The 17,053-nt window shown below is 35.3% G+C and carries 12 protein-coding genes; 8 read left to right on the top strand and 4 right to left on the bottom strand.

Features of this window, described 5'->3' with window-relative positions:
* Positions 1–446: 446 nt before the first annotated feature.
* Positions 447–2,438: a putative porin gene (locus ES765_RS16230; protein ID WP_138115359.1), complete on the bottom strand. Its 1,992-nt coding sequence runs from the start codon at positions 2,436–2,438 to the stop codon at positions 447–449.
* A 323-nt stretch (positions 2,439–2,761) separates the two neighbouring features.
* The gene (locus ES765_RS16225) at positions 2,762–3,223 is read right to left on the bottom strand and encodes an IS30 family transposase (protein WP_317131434.1); all 462 of its coding nucleotides are present in this window, start codon (positions 3,221–3,223) and stop codon (positions 2,762–2,764) included.
* A 442-nt stretch (positions 3,224–3,665) separates the two neighbouring features.
* On the opposite strand from ES765_RS16225, the gene ES765_RS16220 reads away from it, so the two are divergent.
* The 4 genes from ES765_RS16220 to ES765_RS16205 all read left to right on the top strand — a co-directional run bounded on the left by ES765_RS16220 (position 3,666) and on the right by ES765_RS16205 (position 8,983).
* Positions 3,666–4,256 (top strand): ribonuclease HII, encoded by a 591-nt coding sequence (locus tag ES765_RS16220; protein WP_138115357.1) that lies wholly within the window; start codon positions 3,666–3,668, stop codon positions 4,254–4,256.
* 34 nt (positions 4,257–4,290) lie between these two features.
* Positions 4,291–6,747: a ribonuclease HII gene (locus ES765_RS16215; RefSeq protein ID WP_138115356.1), complete on the top strand. Its 2,457-nt coding sequence runs from the start codon at positions 4,291–4,293 to the stop codon at positions 6,745–6,747.
* A gap of 189 nt (positions 6,748–6,936) precedes the next feature.
* A complete protein-coding gene (locus ES765_RS16210; protein ID WP_138115355.1) occupies positions 6,937–8,271 on the top strand; it encodes an OmpA family protein in 1,335 nt (444 codons plus the stop codon).
* 19 nt (positions 8,272–8,290) lie between these two features.
* Entirely contained in the window at positions 8,291–8,983 is a 693-nt protein-coding gene (locus ES765_RS16205; RefSeq protein WP_138115354.1) for a DUF3108 domain-containing protein, read from the top strand.
* Between the two features lie 33 nt (positions 8,984–9,016).
* Here the strand turns inward: ES765_RS16205 and lipB are convergent, their stop codons facing one another.
* Both lipB and ES765_RS16195 read right to left on the bottom strand, forming a co-directional pair.
* Positions 9,017–9,733 carry a lipoyl(octanoyl) transferase LipB gene (lipB, locus tag ES765_RS16200; protein ID WP_138115353.1) on the bottom strand — a complete coding sequence of 239 codons (717 nt, stop codon included), beginning with the start codon at positions 9,731–9,733 and terminating at the stop codon, positions 9,017–9,019.
* Between the two features lie 57 nt (positions 9,734–9,790).
* Positions 9,791–9,946, bottom strand: coding sequence for a YqaE/Pmp3 family membrane protein (locus tag ES765_RS16195; RefSeq protein ID WP_091873956.1), 156 nt, complete (start codon positions 9,944–9,946; stop codon positions 9,791–9,793).
* 626 nt (positions 9,947–10,572) lie between these two features.
* Here ES765_RS16195 and ES765_RS16190 point away from each other — a divergent pair.
* The 4 genes from ES765_RS16190 (at position 10,573) to ES765_RS16175 (ending at position 16,651) form a co-directional block, all read left to right on the top strand.
* Positions 10,573–10,755, top strand: a complete 183-nt coding sequence (locus ES765_RS16190) for a hypothetical protein (protein WP_138115352.1) — start codon at positions 10,573–10,575, stop codon at positions 10,753–10,755.
* Between the two features lie 39 nt (positions 10,756–10,794).
* A complete protein-coding gene (gene lysS, locus ES765_RS16185; protein WP_138115351.1) occupies positions 10,795–12,486 on the top strand; it encodes a lysine--tRNA ligase in 1,692 nt (563 codons plus the stop codon).
* A 51-nt stretch (positions 12,487–12,537) separates the two neighbouring features.
* Complete coding sequence (locus tag ES765_RS16180; RefSeq protein ID WP_138115350.1) at positions 12,538–13,968, top strand: SLC13 family permease; 1,431 nt, start codon at positions 12,538–12,540, stop codon at positions 13,966–13,968.
* A 193-nt stretch (positions 13,969–14,161) separates the two neighbouring features.
* Positions 14,162–16,651 carry a zinc-dependent metalloprotease gene (locus ES765_RS16175; protein WP_138115349.1) on the top strand — a complete coding sequence of 830 codons (2,490 nt, stop codon included), beginning with the start codon at positions 14,162–14,164 and terminating at the stop codon, positions 16,649–16,651.
* The last annotated feature ends 402 nt before the right edge of the window (positions 16,652–17,053 follow it).

Below are 17,053 nucleotides of genomic sequence, written 5' to 3'. Positions count from 1 at the left end.
TTTCAATGAACTTCTATAAAAGGACTTCCATCTCTCGACTTTTAGACCTCTGTTTCCCTTAGGTGTTTCCCTAAGCGGCTGCAAATATACAACTGTTTCTTAACCCGACAACTTTTTTAAGAAAAAATAATTCTTTTTTTTCGCCAGTTAAATCAACATCTATATGAACTTGTTTCCGACCACTGATTTAGACACTGTCTTCCTCGTTAGCGGGCTGCAAATGTACACCCTATTTCCAAACACTCAACACTTTTTATAGAAAAAAAATGAAGTTTTTCTCAATATACCGTTATGCTATTGATTTACTGATAATTACAATACCACAAACTTTAAAAAAATACTACTCATACCTACATCCTTTAAAATCAAATGATTACATGTTTAAAAACTACAAGAACCCTAGTAATATTCATAGTATCAATACTTTATAGACAACACCCATACAACTAAGAGAAGAAATTCCACACTAGACCAAACCGAATTACAAAATCACGATAGGGGTAATTAGGAGCTGCGTAGTAATTATAACCAGAAAAAGAAGAATTAAAATGTTCTGCCTTTAAATAAATACGTGTTTGCTTAATTCGTGCATTTATGAAAAAATCTAATAACGGGTATCCTCCCAACTCTTCTTTATTCTGAACATAGAACTCTCCCAGAATAGGGTTATATGCATTCATATTATAACTGGTAAAATATTTGAAGGTAATTCCTGTCTGCAGGTACATTGCTTTCTTAAAAACATCGGAAGAAAAATACAATGTGTTTCTAGTGACAAATTGAGGTAGATTCAACACTTGATTATCTTGAGTTACGTTTTGATACATCACCGTATTGTTCAAAGCAAACATACCTACCTTAAATTCTTTCTCATACTTCACCTTCAAATAAGAAACACCTTTAGCTTCCTGTAGTGGCTTAATAAAGGCTTGTTCCATACCTTCCTCAATAGCAGTATCAATATCTGAAGCGAAATAACTATAGTTATCCAAATTACTATACTTTAGCATCACCTTACCCCAGGTACTTGAATTCAGCTCCCCCATAAGACTACTTACTCTCTCCTTCTCAAAAACCCCGCTATTATCCCAATTATAGTTTAAATACTCACTTTGATATAAAAGGTAATTGAAATTAGGTAACCTTGTGGATGTATGAAGTGAGAATTTCAATATGTTACCCTTATTAATAGTATAAGATGCAGAGGCATCTAAAAGATTACCCGTTAAACTACCCGAAAGGTTATAATTGAAATTTGCATTGAAATCAAAACCTCGAATACGTTTTTCGTACTTCCCTCCTATTGCAATCTCTGTTCCGTTCAACCTATTCGGAATAACAACTCCTTCTTCGGTAATAAACTGGCTATTAAAAAAGTAATCATAATTATAAATATTGACACTACCCGTTAGCTTGCCCAAAGTTCTATTATAGAACTGAGCATTGACTTCATTATAAAAGGTTTTTAAATATGCTTTATCATTAACCTCAGAAAGTATTGCATCCCCAAAAATAGTATCATTCGGTGATTGTATAAATTGATAGTATTTGGTTTCATAATCAAAAACATGACCTATGGACAATGATGTTTTCTCCGTTCGGGTGGAATCCAATTGTTTTCTGATTAATTTGTATATATGATCTAAGTAATATCGCTTGCCTAATATTTTGTTATCCGCATTATCAAAACGAACATCAACCCTAGGTCTATTTATGTAGTCTGGATCACCCGATTCAAATTGAAGTTCTTTATCAATCAATCCACCATTTTCTTGAGACAAAATATTCTGCGCAGCAATATGTGCCCTCAACGCATATCTACTATTTTTTGATACATAATTGGTAGTTATCGTGAAATTTCCAGATTGAATTTGATTCGAATTATACTTACCCAAAGAACGATGCCCTATATAACCAATAGAAAAATTAAGTCTTCTAGATGTATTGAAGGCTAAATTGGCGTCTAACAACTGCCCTTGCTCCAAGGTGGTTTTAAAGAAAAGCTCTGTCATTGGTGTCGGAACATTATAATATACAATCTGTTCCTTTTCTAAATACTTTTGATCCTTGGCCATTGCTCCCAGACTAGGGTAAATATTTACCCTCTCTAAATCTACACCAAGCGAATTATATACCTCACCTATATTAGCAAAAGACATCAACTCAAAATCGTCTTTTCTTAGGTAATTGTATGTATACTCTTTTTGTATTGTAAGGGTCGTATCTAAATATGTAGTATCCCTTGCAAAAGTGATCATCTTATAATCCCTAATTGTCAAACCAACCGTGTCGTTTCTTTTCTTTTCAATAGGATTTAGGGGTTTAGTCTTTTTTAATACTGAAAGCGAATCAGGTTTCTTTTCTGTTTTTTCAATTTCTTCCTGACCTAACGTAATAGAAGACGTGAAGAGTAATAAAACTAGAACTATATATTTCATGAAGCGTGGTTACCGTTGCAAAGTTAATTTTTTTGTTCCTAAGTAAATGTGAAAGTTTAAGTATCATACTTAATAATAAACAGCTGAGTTCAACCCATAAGTTCAACACACTTATTTTTTAGGACTTCAATAGGGTTATTGTAATTAAACTTTCTAATTGGTCTGTAATTTAGTAATCTTTCTACTTCTTTTATTCTTTTGTTCGAGACTTCTCTAGGGTCAGTTTTCTTTGGGGAAAATCGCCTTATAACGCCTATATTATTTTATACAGAACCCTTATTATTAGACGAATAGGGTCTAGTTAAATAGGTTTTTCCCTTTAATTATTTAGCAATTTTATAGTGATAGGCAAATTCCTTTACATTATAAAATTTCAGTGTCTTAATCCATGGTGAGTCGAAGTTAGTAAGTCGCTCGTTCATTCTTTGGTAGACTTCATTTGCGTTTTTACTATTAAGCTTTTCAATTATTGTAACCAAGGTTGCCCTGTCGGTCATTACCAATAGCGCTAACTTATGGTTTCTTCCCATCATAAGATCTACTTCTATATCACTAATGCGGTAACGATTGTCCACAACTTGTGGTTGGTGATTAACACCTACGCAACCGGTAATGGCGCTGCGCTTATTATAGGTGTTATTGCGTTTTTGTCTTCGCCCTGTATGACGCTGATGTTTACATAGTCTTTTATACTTCGCATGATTATAATGATTACTGTGCTTTGCTGTCCATATCCACTTGTATATAGTTTCTTGGGTTACACAATACCCGGACTCTTTGTTCAGTCGATTTGTTATGAGCTCTGGGCTCTACTTCTATAGCTCATAAGCTCTTTGATGCGTTTTTTAAGATCTTCGGTCAATAGTTATCCGTTTAGGCTTGCTACTGTGGCGTAAATTGGTCTTGACCTGAGCGTTCTCAACGATATAACGTCCGGCAGTTCGTCATTGCTTAGGTATGTTGCGCTTCAATTCTCGGTTAATAGTACTCTTAAATACACCTATTTGACTAGTTATTACTGTTTGCAATAATAGTACCTTAAGTAGTGACTGAATTTGATATCTTTAAAAAAACAACGTTGTTTATCATTTTTAATGCAAGACGAATATAAATATTGAGCCTAAAACAGATAGGGCTAGCCCCATCTGTTTTAAATATTCGTGTTGCACTTATGACTTGAACTTAGAAATATCGTAAAATTGCAAATTAAGAGTTAAGTGGAACATAATGCTTAAAAAAAAATATAAAAATTTTAACGAAACTGGTACTGATGAAGCCGGAAGAGGTTGTTTGGCAGGACCAGTTACCGCTGCAGCCATAATTCTACCATCAACTTTTGAAAATTCCATTTTAAACGATTCCAAGCTCTTGTCTGAAAAAAAAAGAACTCTTTTAGAACCTCTCTTAAAAAATGAAAGTGTTTGTTACGGTATAGCCCATGTATATCCCGATACCATTGATGATATAAACATTTTAAACGCATCAATCTTGGCAATGCACAAGGCTATTGACTTATTATCAACTATTCCTTCTTATATCATTGTAGATGGTAATAGATTCAAGCCATATAATGATATACCCTATTCATGCATCATTAAAGGTGATTCTAAATATACCAGTATAGCAGCGGCCTCTGTATTGGCTAAGACCGCTAGGGATGCCTACATGCTTCAATTACATTCTGAATACCCAATGTATAACTGGAAAAAAAATAAAGGATACCCGACCAAAGAACACAGGGCCGCAATTAAAAAATATGGCCCAACTAAATACCATAGAATGAGTTTTAAGCTTTTAGCAGACAACCAGTCTTCGTAGTACAAATAGTATAACTTTGTTTAAAAATTTCTGCATGAGGCATACCCTATTATCTATATTGATTCTATTTTTATGCATAACCTGCACTAGCAAAATTAAGACGGAGAATTATATTTTAAATTTAGTACCGAACAACGTCGCATTAGTGTTTAAAATAAATGATTTTGAGACTCTTAAAGATGAACTTTCTAGTAATAACATTGTAGAAAAACTAGAAACATTCAACCCATTAGCTAAAATTAAAAGCACGATACAACCCTTAAATTATCTTACAGATCAAAAGAACGGATTACTTGCATTTTCTGCCACAGACAGCCTCAATTTTGATTTTACGTATATTACTAACGATAGCCTTTCTTTTATAAACTGGGATAATCTTTCCAAAAAAAGTATAGAGACACTTTCCTATAATTCTAGTAACATAACAAAATATCAGATTGAAGATTTGCTTTTTTTTAGCACATATATTGAAAACTATTCCGTAGTAAGCTCGTCTCAAACATTGTTGAAGAATCTTATCGATTCTAATGACCAAGAAAACATTAATCCATCTTTACATAGTTTTTATTCCATTTCTAATTCAGAGAAAATTCTTAATATTTGGCTTGATATTGAAAATGGAGCGTTTTTATTAAATCAGCTCTTTTCCAAAGATCAAAGTATATCAAATTTTGCAAGTTGGATTTCACTTGACCTTACCCTAAAAGATTCAGAAATTGTACTAAATGGAGTCACAAAACCTAACACAAAAAAACACCATTTTCTAAACCTGTTTAACGGCACCAACCCTATACCTAACAATACATCATCCCTACTACCAAGTGATATAACTTATTATAAATCATTTGGCTTCAACGAATTTAAAATATACTCGAACAATAAAACCATAAATAACTATAAGGCAACAACTTTAGATTCTCTTTTAAACACCGTTGAAGAAATTGGAATAGCAGAAATTGAGAATGAGAAAATTCTACTTTTAAGAACCTATGGCACAGCAACACTTTTAGATTACATAAATGAAGAAAAGGTAGCAACCGAAGAATATAACGGGAATGAAATATGGGAGTTGAATTCAACTTCTAAAATTTTTAAACCTATTGAACCTCTAATTGGCGAGTCTACCTTCAATTATTCAAGTGTCATTGAAAACACATTAGTATTTTCCAAGACAAAAAGCACCCTCCAATTACTATTAACGAAGTATAAAGCAGGTGATACGTTCAATACAAGTAATTTATTCAGAAATGCTGAAAATAAGCTTACCTCCTCATCAAGTATTTTGACTGTTTCTAATTTAAAAGGTACCACTGCTATTTTAAACGAATCCGTTTCGAAAACATTAAGCGTAACATTTGAAAAAAGTAAGCTTTCCGACTATGTTTTTGGTTCTCAACTTATAGCCGATGATGGGTTTTACCACGCAAACTTCTTAATTAAAAAAATCACACAAGAGTCTGAAAGCAATACTGTTTCTTCTGCTTTCGAAGTTCAGTTTAATACAGACCTAGCTGTCTTACCTCAATTTGTAACGAATCATAATAATCGGAGGAAAGAAATTATTGTTCAAGACCAAGAGAACATTCTATATTTAATTTCGAATAGCGGAAAGATACTATGGAAAAAGCAATTGGAAGGCACCATACAAGGCAAAGTGCACCAAGTAGACCTTTTTAAAAACAGTAAATTGCAATTTGCGTTTACCACTAATAACGAGTTTTTAATAGTAGATAGAAACGGAAAAGAAGTTAAGCCCTTTACCAAGAAATTCACTGGTGGCAACTTGAACCCTCTTTCCGTATTCGATTACGAAGGCAAAAAAAATTATCGTTTTTTGGTAACTCAAAATGAGAAGGTTTTCATGTTTAATAGTAAAGGCGAAATAGTCAAAGGTTTTAAATACGATACTGCAGAAGCAGATATATTAGAAGCCCCACAACATTTTAGAATTGGAAAAAAAGACTACCTCATTTTTAAATTGAAAAACGGTCAATTAAAAATTTTAAACCGGGTTGGAAATACACGAGTGACCGTAAAGGATAAGTTCTCGTTTTCTGAAAACGAGATTAAACTCTACCAAAATAAATTCACCTTCACTTCGTCTGAAGGTCTTCTATTTCAAATTGACGCCAAAGGAAATATTACTACAAGCAACCTAAATATGGCTAAAGACCACGGTATGGATGCCACTTCAAGAACATTAGTTATTATGAATGACAATGTTTTACGAATACGTGATAAAAAAATACAATTAGAACTTGGTGTGTATTCCAAACCGACTATTTTCTATCTTAATGATAAAATTTATGTGTCGGTCACCGATATACAGAACCAAAAAATTTATCTATTCGATAGTCAAGCCGTATCCATACCTAACTTTCCTGTTTTTGGAAGTTCAATCATAGATATGGCGGATATGGATAATGACCATAAAGCAGAATTGGTTCTTAAGGACCAAGACAACACCCTAAAGGTTTATAAAATAAATTGATTTTACCGAAAACAATTTATACAGGTTTATACACCGTCCACACAATTAGAACCTCCAAATATATTATTCAAAGTCGAATATCCATCTAATTCTCTTATTTTTAGTAAGTTATAAAATAAGCCATCTCATAGACATTTGATTTTTTGGGACGTCTTGGTAAATCCTACTCTTAGCGCTAAAACAAACAAAATGAAAATCACGAAAAAGTGTAATAGCCTTTTAGTTGTTGTATTGTTAACATTGGCCTTCGCCAACCCAGTACAAAGCCAATTCATAAAAAAGCTAGGGAAAGCGGCTGAACGTGCCGCAAAAAGGACTGTGGAACGGAGGGTAGAGAATGAAACTTCCAAAAAGACCGATGCTGCCTTGGACAGTATTTTGGAGCCTGGTACAAAAAATGAAAATAAACTCCCTATTCCAACGGGTGAAGAAAATAAAGGAAAACCTTCTTCAGAAGAAAACTCTCAAGTCGACAATAAAGCTGAAAGTATAAATTCTTCAATACCCAAATCCTTAGCAATATATAGTAAGTTCGATTTTGTTCCAGGTGATAAACAGCTGTTCTTTGATGATTTTTCCAACGATTTTGTGGGCGATTTTCCCGCAAAATGGAATACGAATGGTGGTGGTGAATTGGTCAATATTGAGGAAACGAACAGCAAATGGCTTAAAATCTTACCTGGCTATAATACCTCCTATATTCCTGATGTGATTGATCTTCCCGAGGAGTTTACCTTTGAGTTTGATGTAATTACAGATGGACTTAACCAAAAAACCTCTTCGACAGCCCATTTACAGATTATGGTTGGTGACAATAATACCTTTGACAAACCCAAGAATTATGGTTTTATCGAATACCCTTTATGCCAGTTCATCGCAAGGGATATTATTATTGAAAACAATATTAACGGAAAACGCGAAATTCGGAGTGGCGTTGCAGGAGATATTCGGCAAACCGTACTCGAACCCCACCATATTTCGGTAGCAGTGAATAAACAACGTTTTAGGTTTTGGATCAATGAAGGGAAATTTGTGGATGTACCCAGACTTTTGCCTTCAAATATAACTATGCGTGCCATAAAGCTCTCGATAAGTGGCACGGATATTAATGAGGAGAATCTTTACATAAGCAACTTTAAGGTAAAAAAGGGCGGGTTAGACTTAAGGCAAAAACTGTTAGCGGATGGCAAAATATCCACCAACGGCATTCTCTTCGATAGTGGCTCGGCAAATATTCAACCACAGTCCATGGGTATCATCTTACAAATATCCCAAGTATTAAAACAAGAATCTAGCATGAACCTTAAAATAGTTGGGCATACCGATGCAGATGGGGAGGAAAGCGCTAACATGACTCTATCCAAGAACAGGGCGGAGGCTGTTAAGAGAACCTTGGTGAACGTCTATGGAATTGACTCCAACAGACTAACCAGCGATGGAAAAGGGGAATCAGTACCCGTTGGAGATAATGGCTCCTTAGATGGGAAAGCACAGAACAGACGGGTAGAATTTATAAAACAATAATCTTAATACAAGAACGAAAATGAAAATTACATTAACCGCCTTTATACTTTTTATAGTTGGCACTTCCAATAGCATAGCACAAAATAATTGTAGTAAGTTCTATCCTATGACCGAAGGAGTTGCTATGGAATACACGAATTACAATAAAAAGGGGAAGGTTGAAGGCGTGAGTTCGTACAAGGTTACTGAGGTGGATACAGATGGGAGTATTACCAATGCGACAATGGCCATTAACCTAAAGGATGAAAAAGGAAAAGATATCTATAGTACCGACTATAAGTTATCGTGTTCTGGAAATATGGTCACGTTAGATTTCGAATCTCTATTACCTAGTGAAATGATGGAACAATATGGTGATATGGATATTGATATTTCTGGCAATGATATTGAAATACCGAATGATTTAAGCGTTGGTCAAAATCTAAGTGATGCCAATGTGACCATGAAAATTGGAATGAGCGGTATTAACATGAATATGGTTGTGGATATGAAAAATAGAAAAGTTGAAAAAAAAGAAAACGTGACTACTCCAGCCGGAACTTATGATTGCTATGTTATATATAGTGAAAACCAATCTAAGATGATGATGGTAAATCAAGTCTATCCTTCAAGGGTTTGGCTAGCGGAAGGAGTGGGAATGGTAAAACAAGAAACCTATAAAAAAAATGGAAATTTGATGGCGAGCACTGAACTTACAGCGTATTCAAAATAATCATTAAACGATTTTAAAAAAGAAAACCTTGGTCTATACCGAGGTTTTCTTTTTTATCACCTCAGCCTCAAAAAGCACTTCAAAATGCTGTAACAACCTTTGTTTTACTTCATCCATATCAACCTCTTTTTTCCCTACTTCTACATTTAAAGACGTAACTGCTTTACCCTTAATTCCACAGGGGATCATTAAATCAAAATAACCCAGGTCTGCATTGACGTTCAAGGCGAAACCATGCATGGTCACCCAACGTGAAGCCCGCACGCCCAGAGCACATATTTTTCTAGCAAATGGAGTACCAACATCCAACCATACACCCGTCTCTCCTTGTGAACGTTCGGCTTTTAGTCCATAATCCGCTAAAGTAAGAATGACCGTTTCTTCCAAGAATCGTAAGTATTTATGAATGTCGGTAAAGAAATTATCCAAGTCCAGGATAGGATAAACAACAATTTGACCAGGACCGTGATAGGTGATATCCCCTCCCCTGTTTATTTTATAAAATTTAGCTCCTTTTGCCGCTAATTGGTTTTCATTTACCAAAAGATTTTCAATATCGCCACTTTTACCAAGGGTATATACATGTGGATGTTCCACTATAAGAAGATAATTTGGCGTTTCCAAACTTTGCCCTTCCCTTCTGTTTTTTATTTTAAGGTCTATAATTTCCTTAAAAAGTTTCTCTTGAAAACCCCAGGTTTCCTTATAATCCTTTAGTCCTAAATCCGTAAAAACCACTTCCTTGTTCATTACTACAAAGATACAAAGCTAAATGCGATTGATGATAAATTTGGCTGTATCGTAATTTTAATTTGGGTTGTTGAGAATCACCAATGCGGCTATAACACCAGGTACCCAACCACAAAAAGTTAGTAGTAACACAATTAAAAAAGAACCACACCCTTTTCCTAAAACAGCTAGTGGTGGAAAAAAAATAGCGAGTAAGACTCGAATAAAACTCATTTGATTATTATTTAGATTGATTGATGTACCTATTTGTCGTCACATTGACTAACCTGTTACACTATTTTTGATAAAATTTAAAACCATTTCTTTTTCTAATTTGTTAGCTACACATGAAAAACACCTTTATGATTTTTAAAATAGCTATGCCATTCCTATTGTTCACAATCAGATCATCTTGTAGTGTGTCTGATAATTCGTTTTAAACGAGAAATAAAATCCTAAAATTTGGAGCTATTTGGCCCTTACTGACAAGTTATACAGTAGGCGAAAGCTTTTCCACCCAACTAGGTAACAAGATTGAAACAAATTTTGATCTCGATTTAAAAATTACGATTACCGCACTAACAGGCTGTAGAACAGACCAACTTACAACAGGCGTCAGTGGTCGAGAATCTGCAAATTATAACTTGGTAACCTTGTTGATTGGTATAAACAATCAATTTCAATCTAAACCATATTCACACTATGAAGCCAAGTTCTCTTACCTATAGCACAAGGCAATCGATTTTAGTAGTGGCGACTAAAAAAAAGTCGTAGTACTCTCGATACCAAAGTATTACTTCACGCACTATGGTGAAACTATTGGTAGTATTAAAATTTCAATTGAAATAGAACGCTATATCATGTATGCTGAATCCGTATCAAAAGCTGAGAGTGTAACATTCCTTAAAATTACTGATATTACGAGAAAAGGATTGGAACGGCCAGAACTTGTAGCTAAAGACGGTTTGTATCCTTCTGGTATAGGTTATGAAAAATTTAAAGAGCGCCTGTATCCTTTAGTCCTTTCGAGATTGAAAGATTAATACATATCGTTTATATTTGCCAGCTAAATAAACGACGGCATGCAATTATCAGAGCAAGAGCTAATCAGAAGGGAAAAATTAGATAAATTAAGAGCACTGGGGATTAATCCTTACCCGGCCGCTTTATACCCTGTAGATGCTACATCTGCAAGTATAAAATCTAATTATGAGGACGGTAAAAAGGTAATTGTTGCTGGTCGACTGATGTCTCGTCGTATTCAAGGCAAAGCATCATTTGCAGAACTTCAAGATAGTTCAGGTCGTATTCAAGTCTATTTTAATAGAGATGAAATATGTACTGGTGAGGATAAAACCCTTTACAACGATGTCTATAAAAAACTATTGGATATTGGAGATATTATTGGTATCGAAGGAGAACTTTTCACCACCCAAGTAGGGGAGAAAACAATTATGGTAAAGAAATTTACCATGCTCAGCAAATCGCTTAGACCATTGCCATTACCTAAAAAGGATGCAGAAGGTAAGGTGTATGACGAATTCAATGACCCAGAATTACGTTACCGTCAACGGTATGTAGATTTGGTGGTTAACCCAAAGGTTAAAGAGACCTTTATTAAAAGGACCAAAATAACCAATAGCATTCGTGAATTTTATAATGAAAAAGGATACTTGGAAGTAGAAACTCCTATTCTACAACCTATACCTGGTGGCGCGACCGCTCGACCTTTTTTAACGCATCACAATGCACTTAATATTCCCTTGTATTTAAGAATTGCCAATGAACTCTATTTAAAAAGATTGATTGTAGGTGGCTTTGACGGCGTTTATGAATTTTCAAAAGATTTCCGAAATGAGGGAATGGACCGTACCCACAATCCTGAGTTTACGGTAATGGAACTTTACGTAGCGTATAAGGACTATAATTGGATGATGGATACTACGGAAAAATTATTGGAGAAAATTGCTGTGGATACCAATAATGCCACCAAAATAACTGTTGGTAAGCATGAAATTGAATTCAAGGCACCTTATGCAAGAATACCTATTTTAGAAGCCATTAAAATACACACAGGTCTTGATGTCGCCGGTATGCCCGAAGATGAACTTCGTGAAACGGCTAAAACTTTAGGCATAGAAGTAGATGAAACTATGGGTATTGGTAAACTCATCGATGAGATTTTTGGCGAGAAATGTGAGCATTTTTATGTGCAGCCAACCTTTATAACCGACTATCCAAAAGAGATGAGTCCGCTTACCAAAGAGCATCGCAGCAACCCTGCACTTACAGAACGCTTTGAGCTGATGGTGAACGGTAAGGAATTGGCCAATGCCTATTCTGAGCTTAATGACCCAGTCGAACAAAGAGAGCGTTTTGAAGAGCAATTAAAACTATCTGAAAAGGGGGATGATGAAGCCATGTTTATCGACCAAGATTTTCTTAGAGCGCTTGAATATGGTATGCCACCAACTTCTGGTATTGGTATTGGTATTGATCGTTTGGTAATGTTAATGACCAATAATTCATCGATACAAGAGGTATTATTCTTCCCTCAAATGAGACCCGAGAAAAAACCCTTACAATTATCTGACAACGAAAAAATAATTTTTGAAATCTTAAAAAAGGATAGAAAACTGGAGTTAGAACTATTGAAAAGCAAAGCTGATTTAAGCAATAAAGCTTGGGATAAAGGCCTGAAAGGAATAACTAAGCAACAACTTGCGAAAGTTTTTAAGGTTGATGATGTGCTTTTTGTTGAAGTTTTAAACTAGGTATAATTAGGATAAATAATATTAGCTTAGGAGCGCGCTAAACCAACCAGAATGAACCTAAGCAGTAAAGTAGGACTTTTTCTAGGTCCCATCTTATTTTTTATCCTGATTAATTTACCGACCCCACTTATCACACCAAATGCAGATGCTGTTATTGCTGTTGCACTTTGGATGGTGATTTGGTGGGTTACCGAGGCAGTATCCATATCAGTGACTGCACTATTGCCTTTACTGCTATTTCCATTACTAAAAATTATGCCTATAGGTGATGTCGGTGCTAATTACGGTAGTCCGATTGTATTTCTGTTTTTTGGTGGTTTTGTCATGGCCCTAGCCTTAGAAAAAGTAAATCTTCACAAACGCATTGCTTTAAACATCATACGTCTTACCGGTACAACAGCAAATAGAGTTGTGCTCGGTTTTATGATTGCCACGGCTGTTTTAAGTATGTGGATTAGCAATACTGCCAGTACGGTTGTTATGCTACCCATTGCAATGTCCGTAATCAATTTGTTAATTGAAGATGCAGATGGTTTCACCAAACGTGACCGTAATTTTGCATTAAGCGTAATGCTAGGTATCGCATTCGCTGCCAATGCTGGTGGTATTGCTACTGTTATAGGAACACCGCCAAATTCTGTATTGATAGGTTTATTGGAAAATGAATATCAAATTGAAATTTCATTTTTAAAATGGATGACCATAGGACTACCCTTTGCTCTAGTTATGATTACAATAAGCTATTTTGTATTGACGAAATTATTCTTTCCTACCCAAAATTTAAAGTTTAAGGCTTCTAAAACAATCATTCATGAAGAGTTACAGAAATTAGGACCTACTTCTAGAAAAGAAAAAATGGTGCTTTTTATTTTCGGAGTCACAATTTTTCTCTGGGTTTTTAGAACCTTGATCAATTCACTTTTCCCAAGTTTAGGTTTATCAGATACGCTAATTAGTATTTTCGCCGCTATAGCCTTATTTACATTGCCTTATAATCTCAAAAAAGGAGATTTTATTTTACAATGGCAGGATACGCAAAAACTCGCCTGGGGCATTTTGATTCTTTTTGGAGGAGGATTATCACTGGCAAACGGTATGTCCGTTTCCGGAATTGTAGATTTGGTAGCAGATTTAATTGCTCAAAGTAATTTAAGCATACTCTTTACAGCAACATTGTTGATTGTCTTAATGTTATTCATGACAGAATTAATGAGTAATGTTGCCTTGGTAGCCGTTCTGGCTCCCGTTGTAGCAGGTATTGCTATTGGCTTAGGTATTCCAATTACTTATTTACTAATTCCCATAACCATTGCAAGTAGTTGCGCTTTTATGCTTCCTATGGCCACACCACCGAATGCAATTGTTTTCGCTAGCGGCTTTATTAAAGTACATGAAATGGCACGGGCAGGCATTATCTTAAATGTGATTGCCGTGTTACTTCTAATTGGTATGTTTCAATTTATACTACCTCTAATTTTCTAATTATTCCCTAAAAAAACAAAGCCCTTGCATGTGCAAAGGCTTTGTAATTGACTAATTCAGAATATAAAAAATAATTCTTCCTATTAAATAGACGCTGCTTGAATCACTTTGTTACAAAATAGGCTTAAGAAATTATTAACAACCTGTTTCATATAATAGTTCGATCTTTGAAATAGCACCAAACTAACTTGAAATGAAAAGAAAATTACTGCTTAAATTATTCTTATTGGTATGCATTTGTGGCTATCAATCCACCCAAGCTCAAATTTTTAAAAAGAAGAAAAAAGACACCGAAAAAACATCTGACAAACCGAAGAAAGATGCTATACAGCCCTATGATAAGGTCATAACAAAAGACGCCATTTCTGATGAGGGTCTATTTACCGTTCACAAAGTGGATGACAATCATTTCTATGAAATACCAGATTCTCTATTTAACAAGGAAATGTTGATGGTGAGCCGTATCTCCAAAACAGCCTCTGGCATCGGTTTTGGTGGCGGAAAAATAAATACCCACGTGTTACGATGGCAGAAGAAAGATAAGAAAGTGCTACTTCGTGTTGTTTCACATGATGTCGTTGCAGCAGATTCTTTACCAGTTCATGAAGCGGTGGTCAATTCAAATTTTGAACCCGTACTTTTTTCATTCGATGTCAAAGCAATAAAGAAAGACTCATTAAACCCAACAACAGTAATTGAGGTAAATGATATTTTCACAAAGGACACAAAAGCTTTCGGAATGCCTGAACAATATCGAAAACGATATAAAGTTTCGCGATTAGATGAAAGCAAAGGTTATATCGAATCTGTAAAAAGTTATCCTTTAAATTTAGAAGTTCGACATGTGAAAACCTATTCGGCCAGTGCGGCTCCAAGTAATAAAAGCTTAGGCTCCATCTCGGTAGAAATCAACAACTCTATGGTATTGCTACCTAAAGATCCCATGAAGCGTCGCTATTTTGATGAACGTGTAGGGTGGTTTGCTCGCGGACAAGTAGATTACGGCTCGGAAGCTCAAGAAAGTAAAACCATTAAATTTCTAGACCGATGGCGTTTAGAGGTAAAAGATGAAGACCTTAAAAAGTTCAATAGTGGTGAATTAGTTGAACCTAAAAAACAGATTATCTATTATGTGGATCGAGCAACACCAAAAAAATGGGTTCCATTTATTAAACAGGGCATTGAAGATTGGCAAATTGCCTTTGAGGCAGCAGGCTTCAAAAATGCAATAATAGCCAAAGAACCTCCCTCTATAGAAGAAGACCCAGAGTGGTCTGCCGAAGATGTTCGCTATTCTGTAGTTCGTTATTTGGCTTCACCGATACCTAACGCCAATGGACCACATGTTAGTGATCCACGAAGTGGTGAAATATTAGAATCTGATATCAATTGGTACCATAATGTCATGTCTCTTTTGAGGAATTGGTATTTCGTTCAAACAGCGGCCATTAACCCAGATGCAAGAGGTGTTTCGTTCAATGATGACGTAATGGGTAGATTGATTCGTTTTGTTTCATCACACGAAGTTGGGCATACTTTAGGGCTTCCACATAACATGGGTAGTAGTGCTGCTTATCCTGTAGATTCTCTTCGTTCTAAATCATTCACCAATAAAAATGGGACAGCTCCATCGATTATGGATTATGCTCGCTTTAATTATATTGCACAGCCAGGTGATGAAGGGGTGGCATTGATGCCCGATATTGGTGTATATGATAAATATGCCATTCAATGGGGATATACCCCCATTTTGAATACATCTGCCGAAGAAGAGAAATCGATATTAGACAGTTGGATTATGGCGCATTCTGGTGATCCGTTATATCGTTTTGGCCATCAGCAAGTAGGTGATATTGTTGACCCTAGTTCCCAGACTGAAGACTTAGGTGATGATGCTATGAAAGCAAGTGAGTATGGTATTGCCAATTTAAAACGAATTGTACCCAAACTTGTCGAATGGACTGCAGAAGATGGTAAGAATTATGATGATCTTAAAAAATTATACGGTCAGGTATTCGCCCAATTCAATAGATATATGGGTCATGTTACCAATAATATTGGTGGAGTTTATGAAAACCACAAGACCTATGACCAAGAAGGCGCTGTATATACAGCGGTTCCTAAAGCCCACCAAATGAAAGCTATGGCCTTTCTAAATGAACAATTATTTAAAACGCCAATGTGGATGTTAGACCAGAATATTCTTGATCGGACAGAGTATTCAGGATTTTTGGAGCAAATACGTACCATGCAAGTTCGTACATTAAACAATGTATTAAGTTTAGGTAAAATGGCCAGGCTCATTGAACATGAAACAGTAAATACTAAGGACGCATATTCCTTAGTACAGATGATGAGCGAACTACGAAAAGGAATTTGGTCTGAACTTAACAATGGTACTGCGATTGATACGTATCGAAGAAATTTACAAAAGGCACATATTGATCGTTTGGAATATATAATGACCGCAGATAACCAAGCTAAAGTTTCAGATTACGGAGGATATAGAAAATCAACTGCAGTTAATACGAGTCAATCAGATATTAGAACCTTGGCCAGAGCAGAATTAAATATTCTAAAACACGACATTAGAAATGGAAGGAATCGGACTACAAATACGATGACTAAATATCATTTAGACGATGTTTTAGAACGCATTAACCTTATTCTGAATCCGAAATAGGTATATTCAACTTCATCCGTTTTCTTGACTGTATCGATGAAGAGTCAATATTATCGATGAATGAAAACAGTTTACCACACTCTAAATACCATTGACATCAAAAAAAGCCCATTTCACAACAATGGGCTTTTTCATGCTTATATGTTCTTTAGATTAGATTTGAATTTAAAAACCCCCAAGTCATGACCAGTAAATTAAAAAGTCTCATTTATTTAAGCTGCTTTATCCTTGCATCTGTAGTATATCACCAAGCTACTACTACAGAAGTAAAAGAAGAATTAGCCACAAACACAATTGAACAAGAGGTTGACATTGTCATTAATCCGTACAAGAGTCACGACAAAATTCAAACGAATTAAAATATTTACAATTCTTACCTACTCGAAAGCGCGGCCTAAAAGC

The sequence above is a fragment of the Maribacter sp. ACAM166 genome, assembly GCF_005771495.1.
GTDB lineage: Bacteria > Bacteroidota > Bacteroidia > Flavobacteriales > Flavobacteriaceae > Maribacter.
Note: the sequence above shows the minus strand (reverse complement) of the source record. Positions and strands in the feature narration are given on the sequence as shown.